We start from the raw sequence: 13,200 nt of genomic DNA, 5'->3' as shown, positions 1-13,200 counted from the left end.
TCGAGGTAAAGCCTAGGTCAGCACCGTGACTGCGACGAATTTTTTTGAAACCACCCTGCGCTGGAATGGCTCGATAAGGTGCAGGCCGTGGCTTCCTTCGCGCGCTCCGAGCGCATCGCCCTGTGCGACACCGCCGTCTCCCTCGGGCCGACGGCCCCGACGCTCTGCGAAGGCTGGGAGGTCAAGGACCTGCTGGTGCATCTGCTCGTACGCGAACGCCGCCCGTGGGCAGCGGCGGGCAACCTCCTGCCGCCGCTCGCGCCCGTGCTGAGGAAGGCGGAGGCTGCGTACGCCGCCCAGCCGCTCGAGTCTCTCGCCGCCCGTCTCCGCGACCCGAAGGGCACGCCGTTCGCGCTCGGTCCCGTCGAGAGGGCCGTCAACACCGTCGAGTTCTTCGTCCATCACGAGGACCTCCGCCGCGCCCAGCCGGGCTGGGAGCCGCGTACGCTCCCCGCCGCTGCCGAGCGAGACCTCTGGCGCACCCTGAAACTGCTCGGCAGGGGCCTGGTCCGCTCCGCCGACATGCCGCTCGTGGTCAGCAACGGCATCGACACCGCCACCCTCCGCGCCGGCGACGAGCCCGTCACCATCACCGGCCCGGTCGGCGAGCTCATGCTCTTCTGCTTCGGGCGTCATGAGGTGCGGGGCTTGTCCTTCGACGGCCCGGCGGAGCGAATCACTCAGTTGGAGAATGCCAGTCTCGGGTTCTGAGGCTGATGTTTCTTATTGGGCTGGCGGCTTGGGAGCTTGGGCGGTCGGCCTGACTGCGTCGGTCGGCCTGTGAAAGGAATTTTTCTTTCCGTCCGGGGACCAGTTCGGCAGATGGTGTCGGGGAGGCGAACGAATTTTCGTTCGCCTCTGAGGGTGCCTCGGCCGGGGGTGGTTTTGCTGGGGTTGCGGAATTTTTCTTCTATCGCGCGGAGACCTCTTGTCTCGCGTCGGCGTACGCCTACCCGCCCGTAACCTCCCGCCCCCAGAGACGTTGTGTCTCAGATAACCGAATCCCCCAGGAGGTCCCACGATGCGTCGTGCGGCAGCAGTCACCGTCGCCATGCTCTTCGTCTTCTCGCTCAGCGCAGCCGCTCCAGCAGTGAGCGCGAGCGCGACACCAGAGCTGCGGGACGTGATGGTCGTGGGCAACAACTGGGACGGGACGGCTTCGATCGTCGATGCTCGCAGCTTCGACGTGCTGCGCAAGGACATCGACCTGGTGCCGGACAAGGACGAGGAGATCGCCGCGATCCACCAGGATCCCGAGCGACTGGCCATGTACTACCTCGTCCGCTACGGCCCCGGCGAAGGCAACGACCAGCTCGTGGACGACATGTTCACGACCCGGGACGGCAAGCTGCTGGCGGTCTCGCGTCCCAGCCTCGCCGATGTGGTCTGGATCGACATCGAGAAGGCGCTCGCGGGCGCGCCGGACTCCGTCGTGGTCGAGCAGCAGATGGACGGCCACCGCACCGACCACATGGGCCTCTCCCCCGACGGCACCAAGCTGCTGGTCTCGGACTCGACCTCGCGCTCGGTGCACGAGTACTGGATGGGTGGTGCGGGCGACCCGCGGACGGGTGAGCGGCTGCGTACGTTCGAGTCGGGCGAGACGCCCCACGAGAACAACTACTCGAAGGACGGCTCGCGCATCTTCCACGCCTCCATCGGTCGCGTCTACCTGCCCGGCGACCAGAAGGAGATCTCGCTGGACTCGCTGCCGCTGATCAACCTCGACCAGCTCGGCCTCGGCACCATCCCCGGCACCGACCTGCTCCCGCCGATCAAGATCGGCCCGATCCACGACGCGATCAAGGGCGACCGCTGGTTCGAGATCGTCGACGAGTCCACCTTCGAGGTCTCCCAGCGCTGGGAGATGGGCAAGGAGCTTGAGGAGGCCGGCTACCCCTCGATCTCCTCAGCCGTACGTCCGATGGCGGTCGCCCCCGGTGAGCGGTTCATCTACTTCCAGATGTCGTTCCTGCACGGCCTGGTCGAGTTCGACACCCAGGCGGCCGACATCGACGGGAAGGTCGGCTACTCCACCGGCTCCGTCGAGGAGCCCCGCACCGGCGCCGTCACCCGAGTCATCCAGCTCCCCAAGCGCACCCCGCTGCCGCGCGAGCTCTACGTCAACGACTCCGCCCATCACGGCCTCTCGATCGACTCCAAGGGCGAGACCCTGTGTGCGGCGGGGACGATGGACGACTACGTCGCGATGGTCGACCGCTCCAGCGGCGAGCACACCATCCTCGACGAGGAGACCACCGGCCACTACTACGGCAAGCCCTACTGGACCACCGAAGGCCTCGGCAACACCTGCTGGGCATCGCTGTCCGACGCCGACGCGCTCGCCGTGATCGACTTCCGCACCGGTGAGGAGCTCGCCTACCTCGACGTCGGCAACCACCCCCAGCGCGTACGCCACGGGCAGATCCCGAGCTCGCTGCTGAGCTAGCCGCCCGCGCCAGGGCGACCCGTCAGCGAACAGCCGCGCCCGCGCCGGAGAGCGCCTGCTTGACCTCGCCGATCCGCACCTTGCCGAAGTGGAAGATCGTGGCCGCGAGGACGGCGTCCGCGCCGGCGTCGACCGCAGGCGGGAAGTGCTCGGCCTTCCCAGCGCCACCGGAGGCGATGACCGGGACGGTCACCTCGCTGCGTACGGCCTTGATCAGGTCGATGTCGAAGCCGTCCTCGGTGCCATCGGCGTCCATCGCGTTGAGCAGGATCTCACCGGCACCGAGCTCGACGGCCTTGGCAGCCCATTCGATCGCATCCAGGCCCGCTGACCTGCGACCGCCATGCGTGGTGACCTCGAACCCGGAGTCGGTGGCCGGCGCCCGCCGGGCGTCGACGGACAGTACGAGCACCTGGTTGCCGAACCGGTCGGCGATCTCGGCGATCAGCTCGGGCCGGTCGATGGCCGCGGTGTTGACCGCGATCTTGTCCGCGCCGGCACGAAGCATCCGGTCCACGTCGTCGACGCTGCGGATGCCGCCGCCGACCGTGAGCGGGATGAAGACCTGCTCAGCGGTGCGGGTGACGATCTCGAGCGTCGTCGCGCGCCCCTCGTGGGAGGCGGAGATGTCGAGGAAGGTGAGCTCGTCGGCGCCTTCCTTGTCGTACGTCGCGGCCAGCTCCACCGGGTCGCCGGCGTCGCGCAGCTCCTTGAAGTTGATCCCCTTGACGACGCGACCGGCGTCGACGTCGAGACAGGGGATGACGCGTACGGCCAGGGTCATGACTGGTCCCCGCGCGGCCGGCCGAGCGTGAGATCGAGCGCATCGGCCAGGTCCAGGGACCCGGTGTAGAGCGCCGTGCCGGCAATGGCACCCTCCACGCCGACCTCGACCAGACCCATCAGCGCCTCGATGTCGTCGATGGTGGTCACTCCCCCGCTCGCGACAACCGGGCGATCGGTGGCCTCACAGACCGCGCGCAGCAGGTCGAGGTTGGGGCCCTGGAGCATGCCGTCCTTGTTGACGTCGGTGACGACGTAGCGCGCGCAGCCCTCGGAGTCGAGGCGGGTGAGCGTCTCGTAGAGGTCGCCGCCGTCCTTGGTCCAGCCGCGCGCCGCGAGGGTTCGCCCGCGTACGTCCAGACCCACCGCAACCCGGTCGCCGTAGGTCGCGATCGCCTGCCGGGTCCACTCCGGGTTCTCCAGCGCCGCGGTGCCGATGTTGACGCGGCGGCAGCCGGTCGCCATCGCGGCCTCGAGCGACTCGTCGTCGCGGATCCCACCGCTCATCTCGACCTTGATGTCGAGCTTGCCGACGATCCCGGCGACGATCTCGCGGTTGTTGCCGTGACCGAACGCGGCGTCGAGGTCGACCAGATGGATCCACTCGGCCCCGGTCTCCTGCCACCTCAGGGCAGCCTCGTAGGGATCGCCGAACCGCTTCTCCGACCCGTCCACGCCCTGGACCAGCTGCACCGCCTGTCCGCCCTTCACATCGACGGCCGGCAGGAGCTCGAGGTAGTCACCCATGAGGACGATCCTATGTTCTGTACGCCGTCACCCCTGCCCCGCCGTCCTGCTGCGAGACGCGTCCTCGCTCAGCGAGGCGCGAGCAACTCGAACTCGTACGCATCCGGATCCGTCATCCTCGCCCACCGCCCGTCACCGTACGTCTCGGCAACGACCGTGGCGCCGAGCCCGACGAGGCGCCGGATCTCATCAGCAGGGCCGGTGTCCTCGGGCGCGATCAGGTCGAAACGGAACCGGTCCCGCGGCCCACGCGGCACCGGTGGCGGCCCGCCCCAGGCGACCTTGGCGCTGCCCGACGGTGTCGCGACCGCGGTCTCGCCGTCCTGGTCCCAGACCAGCGGCCAGGCGAGCGCCGCGCTCCAGAAGATCCCGGTCTCCCGCGACCCGTCCGCGGCGACCTCCCCCAGGAACCCGGTCCCCGCTAGCCAGCTGTTGCCGGCAGGGATCACGCACAGCTCGTTGCCCTCCGGGTCGCCGAGCACGATGTGGTCCTCGTCCGGCCGCTGCCCCACGTCGACGTGTGTGGCGCCGAGACCGATCAGCCGGTCGACGGTCCGCTGCTGGTCGTCGGCCAGACTGCTGGTCAGATGGAGATGGTGCGGGTTCTCGATCGTCTTCGGCGCGTCGGTGGGCAGGAACCGGATCCGGAGGTCGTCCTCCGCTCGTGGCAGCAGCCGGATCTCGTCGCCATTCGTCTCGGTCTCCCGGCGCAGCACCGCTGCCCAGAACTCCGCGACCCGCTCCGGGTCGTTGGCGTCAATACAGATCCCGAACCGCCGAGGTGTCATGTTCGGCAACTTAGGTCGCGCCGGGACCGGTACGCAATCGGTTTCGGAGCCGCGCCGACGGAATCAGTCCGTACCGGCGGGCCGCGCGGCCACGGTCGCCAGCTTGGCCAGCCCCTTCTCCATGTCGGGCGCGATCGCCTTCTCCATCGAGTAGAACTTGGTCATCAGCCCCATCACACCGCTCACCGACCCGGCATGGGTCCACTTCAGCTGCGTACCGCCGGCGACGGTGGCCAGGTCGAAGCTCACCGTGCTCCGGCTCTTGAACGGCTTCAGGAATCCCAGCGCGACCTCGATGTGCTCGGGGCGCGACTCGGTGATCTCCATCGAGCCGGCCCCCGCGCGCTTGTTGCCCGACCAGGCATAGCGCGCGCCGACACCGGATTCGGCGCCCGAGTAGGTCCGCGACATGTCCGGGTCGAGCTCCTCCCAGGGCGACCAGGCCGGCCACTGATGGAAGTCGTCGAGCATCGCGTGCGCGCGCCCGATGTCGCACGGCAGGATCGCGGATCTGGAGACCTCGTAATCGGTCATGTCCCGACACTACATCCGGCGGCGACGAGCCCGAGGACATCGTCGGTGCTGCGTACGTCGCCGAAAGTGCGATAGATGGTCGTCAGCGTCGCGTTGTGGGACTCGTCGTCACGACCGGCGGTGGCGTCGGCGACCAGGATCGTGCGATATCCCAGCGTTGCCGCGTCCCGCGCCGTCCCGGCGACGCAGACCTCGGTGAGCGTGCCGGTGACGACAACGGTCTCGATGTCACGCTCCCGAAGCTCGTCATGCAGCGTCGAGCTGCCCGGAAAGAGCACGCTGGTCGCGGTCTTCTCGACGAGCACGTCGCCATCGTGCGCCTCCAGACCAGGCCCGAGCCGCCCCTCGATCGGCCCCGCGCCACCGCTGCGCCGGAACATCTCGGCGACCTCCTCCCCGCAGAACTCCCGCGCCCAGGTCGTCGGTCCGGGGTCTCCCGGCACAACCCATGCGACGACGCCGCCGGCCCCACGGAGGACATCCGTCAGCAGACGTACGTTCGGGGTGATCGCGTAGCACGTCTCGTTCGCCTCGTAGAAGAACGGCACGAGATCGACGACGACCAGCGCGGTCCTGGCCGGGTCGAGGCTCTCGTACGCGTGCCGCCTACCCCGCCTAGCCTCGTGGCGTGCGTACTCCCGCTCGGGGATCGCCCACCTGTGCACGCTCGGCGCCACCACTCAGGCGGTCTCGGGGTTGACGCCGACCGAGCCGTCGATGGTCTCGCGGAGGATGTCGGCGTGGCCGGCGTGACGGGTGGCGTCGCAGAGGCGGGCGGCCATGATGTTGAAGAGCATGACGTCCTCGTTCCACCACGGCACGTGGCCGGGAGCGTCGATCGGGAGCGCCTCGATGGTGGCGTCCACGTGGGACCAGACGCGGTCGGCGAGGTCGAGGACAACGCTCCGGCTCTCGTGCTCCGTCGCCCGGTGGGTGGCGTCCCACCATTCGGCGGCGTCCCACGGTGGAAGGTCGACCGGTGGCGTACGGCCGAAGACCTCGCCGAAGTAGCGGGCGTCGGAGAGGGCGTTGTGCTTGACCAGCCCGAGCAGGTTGGTGCCCGTCGGCGTCATCGGGCGGCGGACGTCATGCTCGGAGAGCCCCTCGAGCTTCCACACCAGCGCCTCGCGCACGCCACGGAGCTTGTCGTGCAGATGAGCCTTCGCGAAGTCGTCGATCACGACGCTCATCCCTCCGCGGCGCGCTTGCCGTAGGTGCCGCCGGTGAGGGTGGCGTACGAGCGCCGGATGATCTCCTCGAGAACACCCAGATCGACCGCAGCGACGTCCTTGAGGTAGAGGCAGCCGACGCCGTGGGTGTGTTGGCCGAGGCGGGCGAGGAGGTCTTCATGGGCCGAGATGCCGTCGTTGAGGTACACGACCGAGGCGGCCTTGCGCGGTGAGAATCCCGCGGCCGGGGCATCGCCCTCGGTGCCGCTGGCGTACTTGTAGTGGTACTCGCCGAAGCCGACGATCGCGGTGCCGAACATCCGCGGCTCCACCCCGGTGGCGCGCCGCATCAGCTCCAGCAGCGTGGCGGCGTCCCGACGACGACCCGCGGGCTCGACAGCCTCGATGAAACCCACCGGATCGGCGTCGGTCCAGGTCGTCTTGGCCATCCGGCCACTTTAGCGGCGGAACAGCATCGTGTAGACGACCGGCGCGACCAGCACCGACGCTACGCCTGCGAAGACCACCGTGCCGACGTCCTCGGTGACGAGGTAGACGAGCGCGTTGAGGAGGAGCAGGACGACGATCAGGATCCGTACGTTGCGTCGCCGGCGCTCCGCGAGCGCACTGACCGGCCGGGACCGGCGAGCGGGAACCCAGCCGGTCAACCGCTCCCGCCGGGCTCGGCGGGAGGCGGACCTGGCCGTCCGGGCGGCCCGCTCCTCGGCGGCCTGGGCGGCCAGCCGCTCGCGCTCGGCGCGGGCCTTCGCCCGGGCTCCGGTCTGGGCCACCTACGCCGCCTTCAAGGAGGACACCCAGTTGCGCAGGACCGCGGCGCCGGCGTCGCCGGACTTCTCCGGGTGGAACTGGGTGGCGCTCAGCGGGCCGTTCTCGACGGCGGCCACGAACCGGTCGCCACCCCCAGAGTCAGGCCCAGTCTCCGCCCAGGTGACCAGCGGCGCGACGGTGCGGTCGTTGGTGACCAGGGTCCAGTCGCGTACGCCGTAGGAGTGCACGAAGTAGAACCGCTCCTTCTCGACGCCCGCGAACAGGGACGTCCCGGACGGCACGTCGAGCGTGTTCCAGCCCATGTGGGGCACGATCGGTGCCTGGAGACGCTCGACGACTCCGGGCCACTCGCCACAGCCCTCGGTCTCGACACCGTGCTCGATGCCGGTCTCGAAGAGGATCTGCATGCCGACGCAGATCCCCATGACCGGGCGACCGCCGGCGAGCCGGCGGGCGATGATCCGCTCGCCGCGGATCGCGCGCAGGCCCTTCATGCAGGCCTCGAAAGCCCCCACACCGGGCACCAGCAGACCGTCGGCCGCCATCGCGGCGTCGAGGTCACCGGTCAGCTCGACCGAGGCACCGGCGCGCTCGACGGCGCGGACGGCGGAGCGTACGTTTCCGGAGCCGTAGTCCAGGACGACGACGGAAGGTGCACTCACAGCACCACGTCCGTGACGCAAGCGCCAGAATACGAACGCGGCGCTGTAGGGACACGATTGTTCACTCGCTGACGCTCGCTCACAGTGCGCCCTTCGTCGACGGGATCCCGGTCTCGCGCGGGTCGTAGGCGATCGCGTCGCGGAACGCCCGCGCGAACGCCTTGAACTGCGTCTCCACGATGTGGTGCGGCTCCCGCCCGGCGAGCACGTTGACGTGCATCGTCAGGTGGGCGTGGTGGGCGATGGAGTCGAAGATGTGCTGGGTCAGGGAGCCGAGGTAGGGCACCCCGGAGCCGCCGAGCAGCACGTACTGCTGGCCCTCCGGCTCCCCGGTGTGGACCGAGTAGGGACGGCCGGAGACGTCCACGACGCACCGCACCAGGGCCTCGTCGAGCGGGACGGTCGCGTCGCCGTAGCGACGGATGCCCTTCTTGTCCCCCAGCGCCTGGCGCAGCGCCTGGCCGAGCACGATCGCGGTGTCCTCGACGGTGTGGTGGGCGTCGATGTGCACGTCACCCTCGGAGTGCACGGTCAGGTCGACGAGGGAGTGCCGTCCGAAGGCGGTCAGCATGTGGTCGTAGAAGCCGACGCCCGTCGAGACGTCCACCCGTCCGGTGCCGTCGAGGTTCACCTCGACGACGACCTTCGACTCCGAGGTCTCCCGCTCGATCCGGGCGGTCCGATCAGTGCGCGTCATGCGCGTGCTCCATTCACATCGGTCAAAGCTTGCTTGAAAGCGGTCATCTCGTCGGGCGTCCCGACCGAGACCCGCAGCCATCCGTCGGGCCCGGTCTCGCGGATCAGCACGCCGCGGTCGAGCAACCCCTGCCAGACCGCGTGCCGGTCGGCGTAGCGGCCGAAGAGGACGAAGTTGGCGTCCGAGTCGGCGACCTCGAGCCGCTGCTCACGCAGCCACTCCACCAGCGTGTCCCGCTCCTCGCGAAGATCGGCCACGTAGCCCAGCAGCTCCGGCGCGTGCCGCAGGGCCGCGCTCGCCGCCGCCTGGGTCACCGCGGAGAGGTGGTAGGGCAGGCGTACGACGCGGATCGCGTCACAGATCGCCGGGTCGGCCGCCAGGTAGCCGAGCCTCAGCCCGGCTCCGGCGAACGCCTTCGACATCGTGCGGGTGACGACCAGGTTGCGGTGGCGGTCGAGCAGTTCCAGCGCCGAGGGCACTCCGGACCGCCGGAACTCGCCGTAGGCCTCGTCGACCACGACGATGCCATCGTCGCCGACCGCCTCGCACAGCACCGTGACCGCCTCCGGCGGCAGCGCGGTGCCGGTGGGGTTGTTGGGGCTCGGCAGCAGTACGACGTGGGGCCGGGTCTCCTCGACCAGCGCCCGTGCCTTCTCGAGATCGATCGCGAAGTCGCTCTCGCGGTGTCCGACGACCCACTCGGTGTTGGTGTCGCGGGCGTACTCCGGATACATCGAGTAGGTCGGCGCGAAGCTGATCGCGGTGCGCCCCGGACCACCGAAGGCCTGCAGCAGCTGCAGCATCACCTCGTTGGACCCGTTGGCCGCCCACACCTGCTCCGGCGCGATCTGCGCCTCCACATCCGAGGAGAGGTACGCCGCCAGCCCCTCCCGCAGCGCGACGAACTCGCGGTCGGGATAGCGGTTGAGCGTGCGCGCCGCCTCACCGACGCTGGCCGCGATGTCGGCAACCGTCTCGGCGGAGGGCTGGTAGGGGTTCTCGTTGACGTTGAGCTGGACCGGGACGTCCAGCTGCGGAGCGCCGTAGGGCTCGATCCCGGCGAGCTCGGCACGGATCGGCGGCCAGCTCATGAGAACCTCACCGACACGGCCGCGCCGTGGCCCGGCAGGTCCTCGGCCTCGGCGAGCGTGACCACGTGGTCCTTGACCGCGGCCAGCCCCTCACGGGAGTAGTCGACGACGTGGATCGACTTGGTGAAGGCCCGCACCGAGAGACCCGAGGAGTGGCAGGCGCAGCCGCCGGTGGGCAGCACGTGGTTGGACCCGGCGCAGTAGTCGCCCAGCGACACCGGGGCGTAGGAGCCGACGAAGATCGCGCCGGCGTTGCGGATCCGGCCGGCGACCCGCGCGGCGTCGGCGGTGTGGATCTCGAGGTGCTCGGCGGCGTACGCGTTCACGACGTCGACGCCCTGGTCGATGTCGTCGACGAGCACGATGCCCGACTGCGCACCGGTCAGCGACGTACGGATCCTCTCGACGTGCTTGGTCGCGGCGACCTGCTTGTCGAGCTGGGCCTCCACGTCGGCGGCGAGCGTCTCGGAGTCGGTGACCAGCACCGATGCGGCCAGCGGGTCGTGCTCGGCCTGGGAGATCAGGTCGGCGGCGACGTAGGCGGCCTCGGCGGTCTCGTCGGCGAGGATCGCGATCTCGGTCGGGCCCGCCTCGGAGTCGATCCCGACCTGCCCCTTGAGCAGGCGCTTCGCGGTGACGACGTAGATGTTGCCGGGACCGGTGACCATGTCGACGCGCTCGCACGGATCGACCCCGTAGGCGAACATCGCGATCGCCTGGGCACCGCCGACGGCGTAGACCTCATCGACACCCAGCAGCGCGCACGCGGCCAGGATGGTGGGCTGCGGAAGCCCCCCGAACTCCTTCTGCGGCGGCGAGGCCAGCGCGATCGAAGGCACCCCGGCGACCTGCGCCGGAACGACGTTCATCAGCACCGAGGAGACCAGCGGAGCCAGACCACCAGGCACATAGAGCCCCACGCGCCCCACCGGCACCTTGCGGTGCGTCACCCGGGCGCCGGGCGCCAGGTCGGTGACCGCGTCCTTCTCGAGCTCGGCGGCACAGGTCGTACGCAGCCGCGCGATCGACTCCTCGAGCCCCGCCCGGATCGCCGGGTCCAGCTCGTCGAGCGCCTTGGTCAGTGCCCCGGCGGGGACCCGGATGTCGTCGACGCGCACGCCGTCGAACTTCTCGGAGAACTCGGCGATCGCCTCCTGGCCGCGCTCGCGGACGGCGTCGATGATCGGCTGCACCGCATGAGTGGCCGCCTCGATGTCGAACTCGGCACGCGGAACGGCGGCGCGGTAGTCGATGGTCGAAGCGGCGCCTCTGTCGGCACCCCTCAGGTCGATGCGGCGGATCATGCCTCAAGTCTACGAGTGGGCGGCCTCCTGAGCCGATCTGCCGACGCCACGTGGACGCCGCGCGACACGCGGCGGAGAGACGCATACGGCGCCCCGATCGGGGTACTCGGAACTCCGACCCACCAAAGGAGGATCGTCATGGCACTGACACGACCGTTCCACCGACAACACCAGCAAGCAGCCGAGAACCAGCCCGGCGTCGACGAGAACCACGCCTCGACCCGTGACTACCACCCCGGTGGTCCGGCGGTCGTCGGCCACGACGACCGCGTCAAGCGCCCGCACAACGCCGAGGAGGGCCGACGCGCCGCCCTCCACGACACCTACGGAGGCATGAACTGGGGCGCCTGCTTCTTCGGCTGGCTGGTAGCCATCGGAGTCACCGTCCTTCTCGGAGCGATCATCAGCGCCGTCGCCTCGGCGATCGGCACCAACCAGAACTGGACCCAGACGGACCTGCAGGAGATGTCCGGCTCGGTCGGGCTCGCGGCGGCCATCACGCTCGCCGTAGTGATGTTCGTCGGCTACTACGCCGGCGGGTACGTCGCCGCTCGGATGTCCCGCTTCGACGCCCGCCGACAGGGCCTGGGCGTGTGGATCGTGGCGCTCGTGGTGATGATCATCGCTGCCGGCGCCGGCGCGGTGTTCGGCGCCAGCTACGACATCTTGCGGCAGGTCGACCTGCCCAGCGTGGGACTGAGCACCGACCAGCTCACCTGGGGCGCCGTGATCACCGGCATCGCCCTCCTGGCCGTGATGCTCGTCGGGGCCGTCCTCGGCGCCGCCGGCGGTCAGCGCTACCACACCAAGATCGACCGGGCGGTCTACGACGACTGACGGCTCGGGTCGGCTGCTGAAACAACACGGGGGTTCGCGGGCGCACACGCCCGCGGCCCCCATAGGTTGGTGCCCGTGAACGAGCGCCAGCGACTACCCATGTTCCCGCTCAACGCGGTCCTGTTTCCCGGCGTGACGCTGCCGCTGCGCGTCTTCGAGGACCGCTATCGCGCGATGGTGCACCACCTGCTCCGCCAGGAAGAGGAGGACCGCCACTTCGGCTCGGTCGCGATCCGCGAGGGCTACGAGGTCGGTGAGACCGGTGCCCAGTCGCTCTACCGCGTCGGGGTGAAGCTGCTGATCACCGAGGTGGAGCGGCACGAGGACGGTTCCTTCGACCTCGAGGTGCTCGCGGTCGACCGGATCCGGATGGACAGCCTGGTCAGCTCGGGCGACTTCCCCGTCGCCGACGTCGAGGACCTCCCCGAGGACCACGTCGCGGTCCCGAACGCGATCGTCGACACCGCACGGGCGACCTTCACCGCCTACCGGGCCGCGCTGCTCGAGTTCCGCGACGACCCGTTCTCCGGCTCGCTCCCGAAGGACCCGGAGTTCCTCTCCTGGACCATCTCCGCCACCACTCCCCTGCCGATGCCCGAGCGGCAGTCGCTCCTGGAGGCACCCGATGCCGGCGTACGCCTCGGCATGGCCACCGACCTGCTCCGCTCCGAGCTCAAGGCGATGAACGTCATCCCCTCGCTGCCCGCGACCGAGGTCGCCCGCACGAAGTGGTCCCCCAACTGATGCCCAAGAAACAACCCGGGAAGCAGGCCGGAAAACGGGCCGGCGGAGGCACCCCCGCGACCGTGGCCCTCACCCAGGCCGGCATCGACTACACCCTGCACCCCTACGAGCACGATCCGCGCGCGGAGTCCTACGGCCTGGAGGCCGCCGAGGCCCTCGGCGTCGAGCCGAAGCGGGTCTTCAAGACGCTGATGGCCTCCCTGGACGGGAAGCTCGTCGTCGGCATCGTCCCCGTCACCGGCCAGCTCGACCTCAAGGCACTGGCGCGCGCTCTGGGTGGCTCGAAGGCGCAGATGGCCGAGGTGGCCGCGGCCGAGCGCGCGACCGGCTACGTCGCCGGCGGGATCTCACCCGTCGGCCAGAAGCGTCCCCACCGGACCGTCCTGGACGAGTCCGCGACGACGTACGACTCGATCTACGTCTCCGGCGGCCGACGCGGCCTCGACATCGAGCTCTCCCCCGCCGACCTGATCAAGATCACGTACGCCACCACGGCCCCCATCGCCAGATGACCCGCCGAGTCGGCGCGAACTGACCGAAACCCACGCCGAGTCGGCTCGTCCTCTAGATTCGACACTGCGTTCGTTATGTTTTTTTTTTTCCACA

17 protein-coding genes are annotated in these 13,200 nt (G+C 69.6%); 5 read left to right on the top strand and 12 right to left on the bottom strand.

Features of this window, described 5'->3' with window-relative positions:
- Positions 1–87 precede the first annotated feature (87 nt).
- Positions 88–711 (top strand): TIGR03085 family metal-binding protein, encoded by a 624-nt coding sequence (locus ABZU72_RS27065; RefSeq protein WP_355021869.1) that lies wholly within the window; start codon positions 88–90, stop codon positions 709–711.
- Between the two features lie 310 nt (positions 712–1,021).
- Positions 1,022–2,449, top strand: a complete 1,428-nt coding sequence (locus tag ABZU72_RS27060; protein WP_355021868.1) for a serine/threonine protein kinase — start codon at positions 1,022–1,024, stop codon at positions 2,447–2,449.
- Between the two features lie 22 nt (positions 2,450–2,471).
- Here ABZU72_RS27060 and hisF read toward each other — a convergent pair whose 3' ends face one another.
- From hisF to hisD, 12 genes are all read right to left on the bottom strand, one after another.
- Positions 2,472–3,233, bottom strand: coding sequence for an imidazole glycerol phosphate synthase subunit HisF (hisF, locus tag ABZU72_RS27055; protein ID WP_355021867.1), 762 nt, complete (start codon positions 3,231–3,233; stop codon positions 2,472–2,474).
- Positions 3,230–3,979 carry a bifunctional 1-(5-phosphoribosyl)-5-((5-phosphoribosylamino)methylideneamino)imidazole-4-carboxamide isomerase/phosphoribosylanthranilate isomerase PriA gene (priA, locus tag ABZU72_RS27050; RefSeq protein ID WP_355021866.1) on the bottom strand — a complete coding sequence of 250 codons (750 nt, stop codon included), beginning with the start codon at positions 3,977–3,979 and terminating at the stop codon, positions 3,230–3,232. The genes hisF and priA overlap by 4 nt, the downstream gene beginning before the upstream one ends.
- 68 nt (positions 3,980–4,047) lie before the next feature.
- A complete protein-coding gene (locus ABZU72_RS27045) occupies positions 4,048–4,767 on the bottom strand; it encodes a VOC family protein (protein ID WP_355021865.1) in 720 nt (239 codons plus the stop codon).
- 63 nt (positions 4,768–4,830) lie between these two features.
- The gene (locus tag ABZU72_RS27040; RefSeq protein ID WP_355021864.1) at positions 4,831–5,301 is read right to left on the bottom strand and encodes an SRPBCC family protein; all 471 of its coding nucleotides are present in this window, start codon (positions 5,299–5,301) and stop codon (positions 4,831–4,833) included.
- Entirely contained in the window at positions 5,298–5,966 is a 669-nt protein-coding gene (locus ABZU72_RS27035) for an isochorismatase family cysteine hydrolase (RefSeq protein WP_355021863.1), read from the bottom strand. The genes ABZU72_RS27040 and ABZU72_RS27035 overlap by 4 nt, the downstream gene beginning before the upstream one ends.
- A gap of 15 nt (positions 5,967–5,981) precedes the next feature.
- Positions 5,982–6,491 carry a DinB family protein gene (locus ABZU72_RS27030; protein ID WP_355021862.1) on the bottom strand — a complete coding sequence of 170 codons (510 nt, stop codon included), beginning with the start codon at positions 6,489–6,491 and terminating at the stop codon, positions 5,982–5,984.
- Positions 6,488–6,919, bottom strand: coding sequence for a DUF1801 domain-containing protein (locus tag ABZU72_RS27025; protein WP_355021861.1), 432 nt, complete (start codon positions 6,917–6,919; stop codon positions 6,488–6,490). The genes ABZU72_RS27030 and ABZU72_RS27025 overlap by 4 nt, the downstream gene beginning before the upstream one ends.
- Before the next feature lie 9 nt (positions 6,920–6,928).
- Positions 6,929–7,261 carry a hypothetical protein gene (locus ABZU72_RS27020; protein ID WP_355021860.1) on the bottom strand — a complete coding sequence of 111 codons (333 nt, stop codon included), beginning with the start codon at positions 7,259–7,261 and terminating at the stop codon, positions 6,929–6,931.
- Positions 7,262–7,921: an imidazole glycerol phosphate synthase subunit HisH gene (gene hisH, locus ABZU72_RS27015; protein ID WP_355021859.1), complete on the bottom strand. Its 660-nt coding sequence runs from the start codon at positions 7,919–7,921 to the stop codon at positions 7,262–7,264.
- Between the two features lie 79 nt (positions 7,922–8,000).
- The gene (gene hisB, locus ABZU72_RS27010; protein WP_355021858.1) at positions 8,001–8,618 is read right to left on the bottom strand and encodes an imidazoleglycerol-phosphate dehydratase HisB; all 618 of its coding nucleotides are present in this window, start codon (positions 8,616–8,618) and stop codon (positions 8,001–8,003) included.
- Entirely contained in the window at positions 8,615–9,709 is a 1,095-nt protein-coding gene (locus ABZU72_RS27005) for a histidinol-phosphate transaminase (RefSeq protein WP_355021857.1), read from the bottom strand. The genes hisB and ABZU72_RS27005 overlap by 4 nt, the downstream gene beginning before the upstream one ends.
- Positions 9,706–11,013: a histidinol dehydrogenase gene (gene hisD, locus ABZU72_RS27000; RefSeq protein ID WP_355021856.1), complete on the bottom strand. Its 1,308-nt coding sequence runs from the start codon at positions 11,011–11,013 to the stop codon at positions 9,706–9,708. The genes ABZU72_RS27005 and hisD overlap by 4 nt, the downstream gene beginning before the upstream one ends.
- Before the next feature lie 138 nt (positions 11,014–11,151).
- Here hisD and ABZU72_RS26995 point away from each other — a divergent pair, with 138 nt between their 5' ends.
- The 3 genes from ABZU72_RS26995 to ybaK all read left to right on the top strand — a co-directional run bounded on the left by ABZU72_RS26995 (position 11,152) and on the right by ybaK (position 13,106).
- Entirely contained in the window at positions 11,152–11,850 is a 699-nt protein-coding gene (locus ABZU72_RS26995) for a hypothetical protein (protein ID WP_355021855.1), read from the top strand.
- Between the two features lie 75 nt (positions 11,851–11,925).
- The gene (locus ABZU72_RS26990) at positions 11,926–12,594 is read left to right on the top strand and encodes an LON peptidase substrate-binding domain-containing protein (protein WP_355021854.1); all 669 of its coding nucleotides are present in this window, start codon (positions 11,926–11,928) and stop codon (positions 12,592–12,594) included.
- A complete protein-coding gene (gene ybaK, locus ABZU72_RS26985; protein WP_355021853.1) occupies positions 12,594–13,106 on the top strand; it encodes a Cys-tRNA(Pro) deacylase in 513 nt (170 codons plus the stop codon). Before ABZU72_RS26990 ends, ybaK begins: the two co-directional genes overlap by 1 nt.
- Positions 13,107–13,200: the final 94 nt, after the last annotated feature.

This window comes from Nocardioides sp. NPDC004968, assembly GCF_040608935.1.
Lineage (GTDB): Bacteria > Actinomycetota > Actinomycetes > Propionibacteriales > Nocardioidaceae > Nocardioides.
This window is presented reverse-complemented; position numbering and strand designations above follow the sequence as displayed.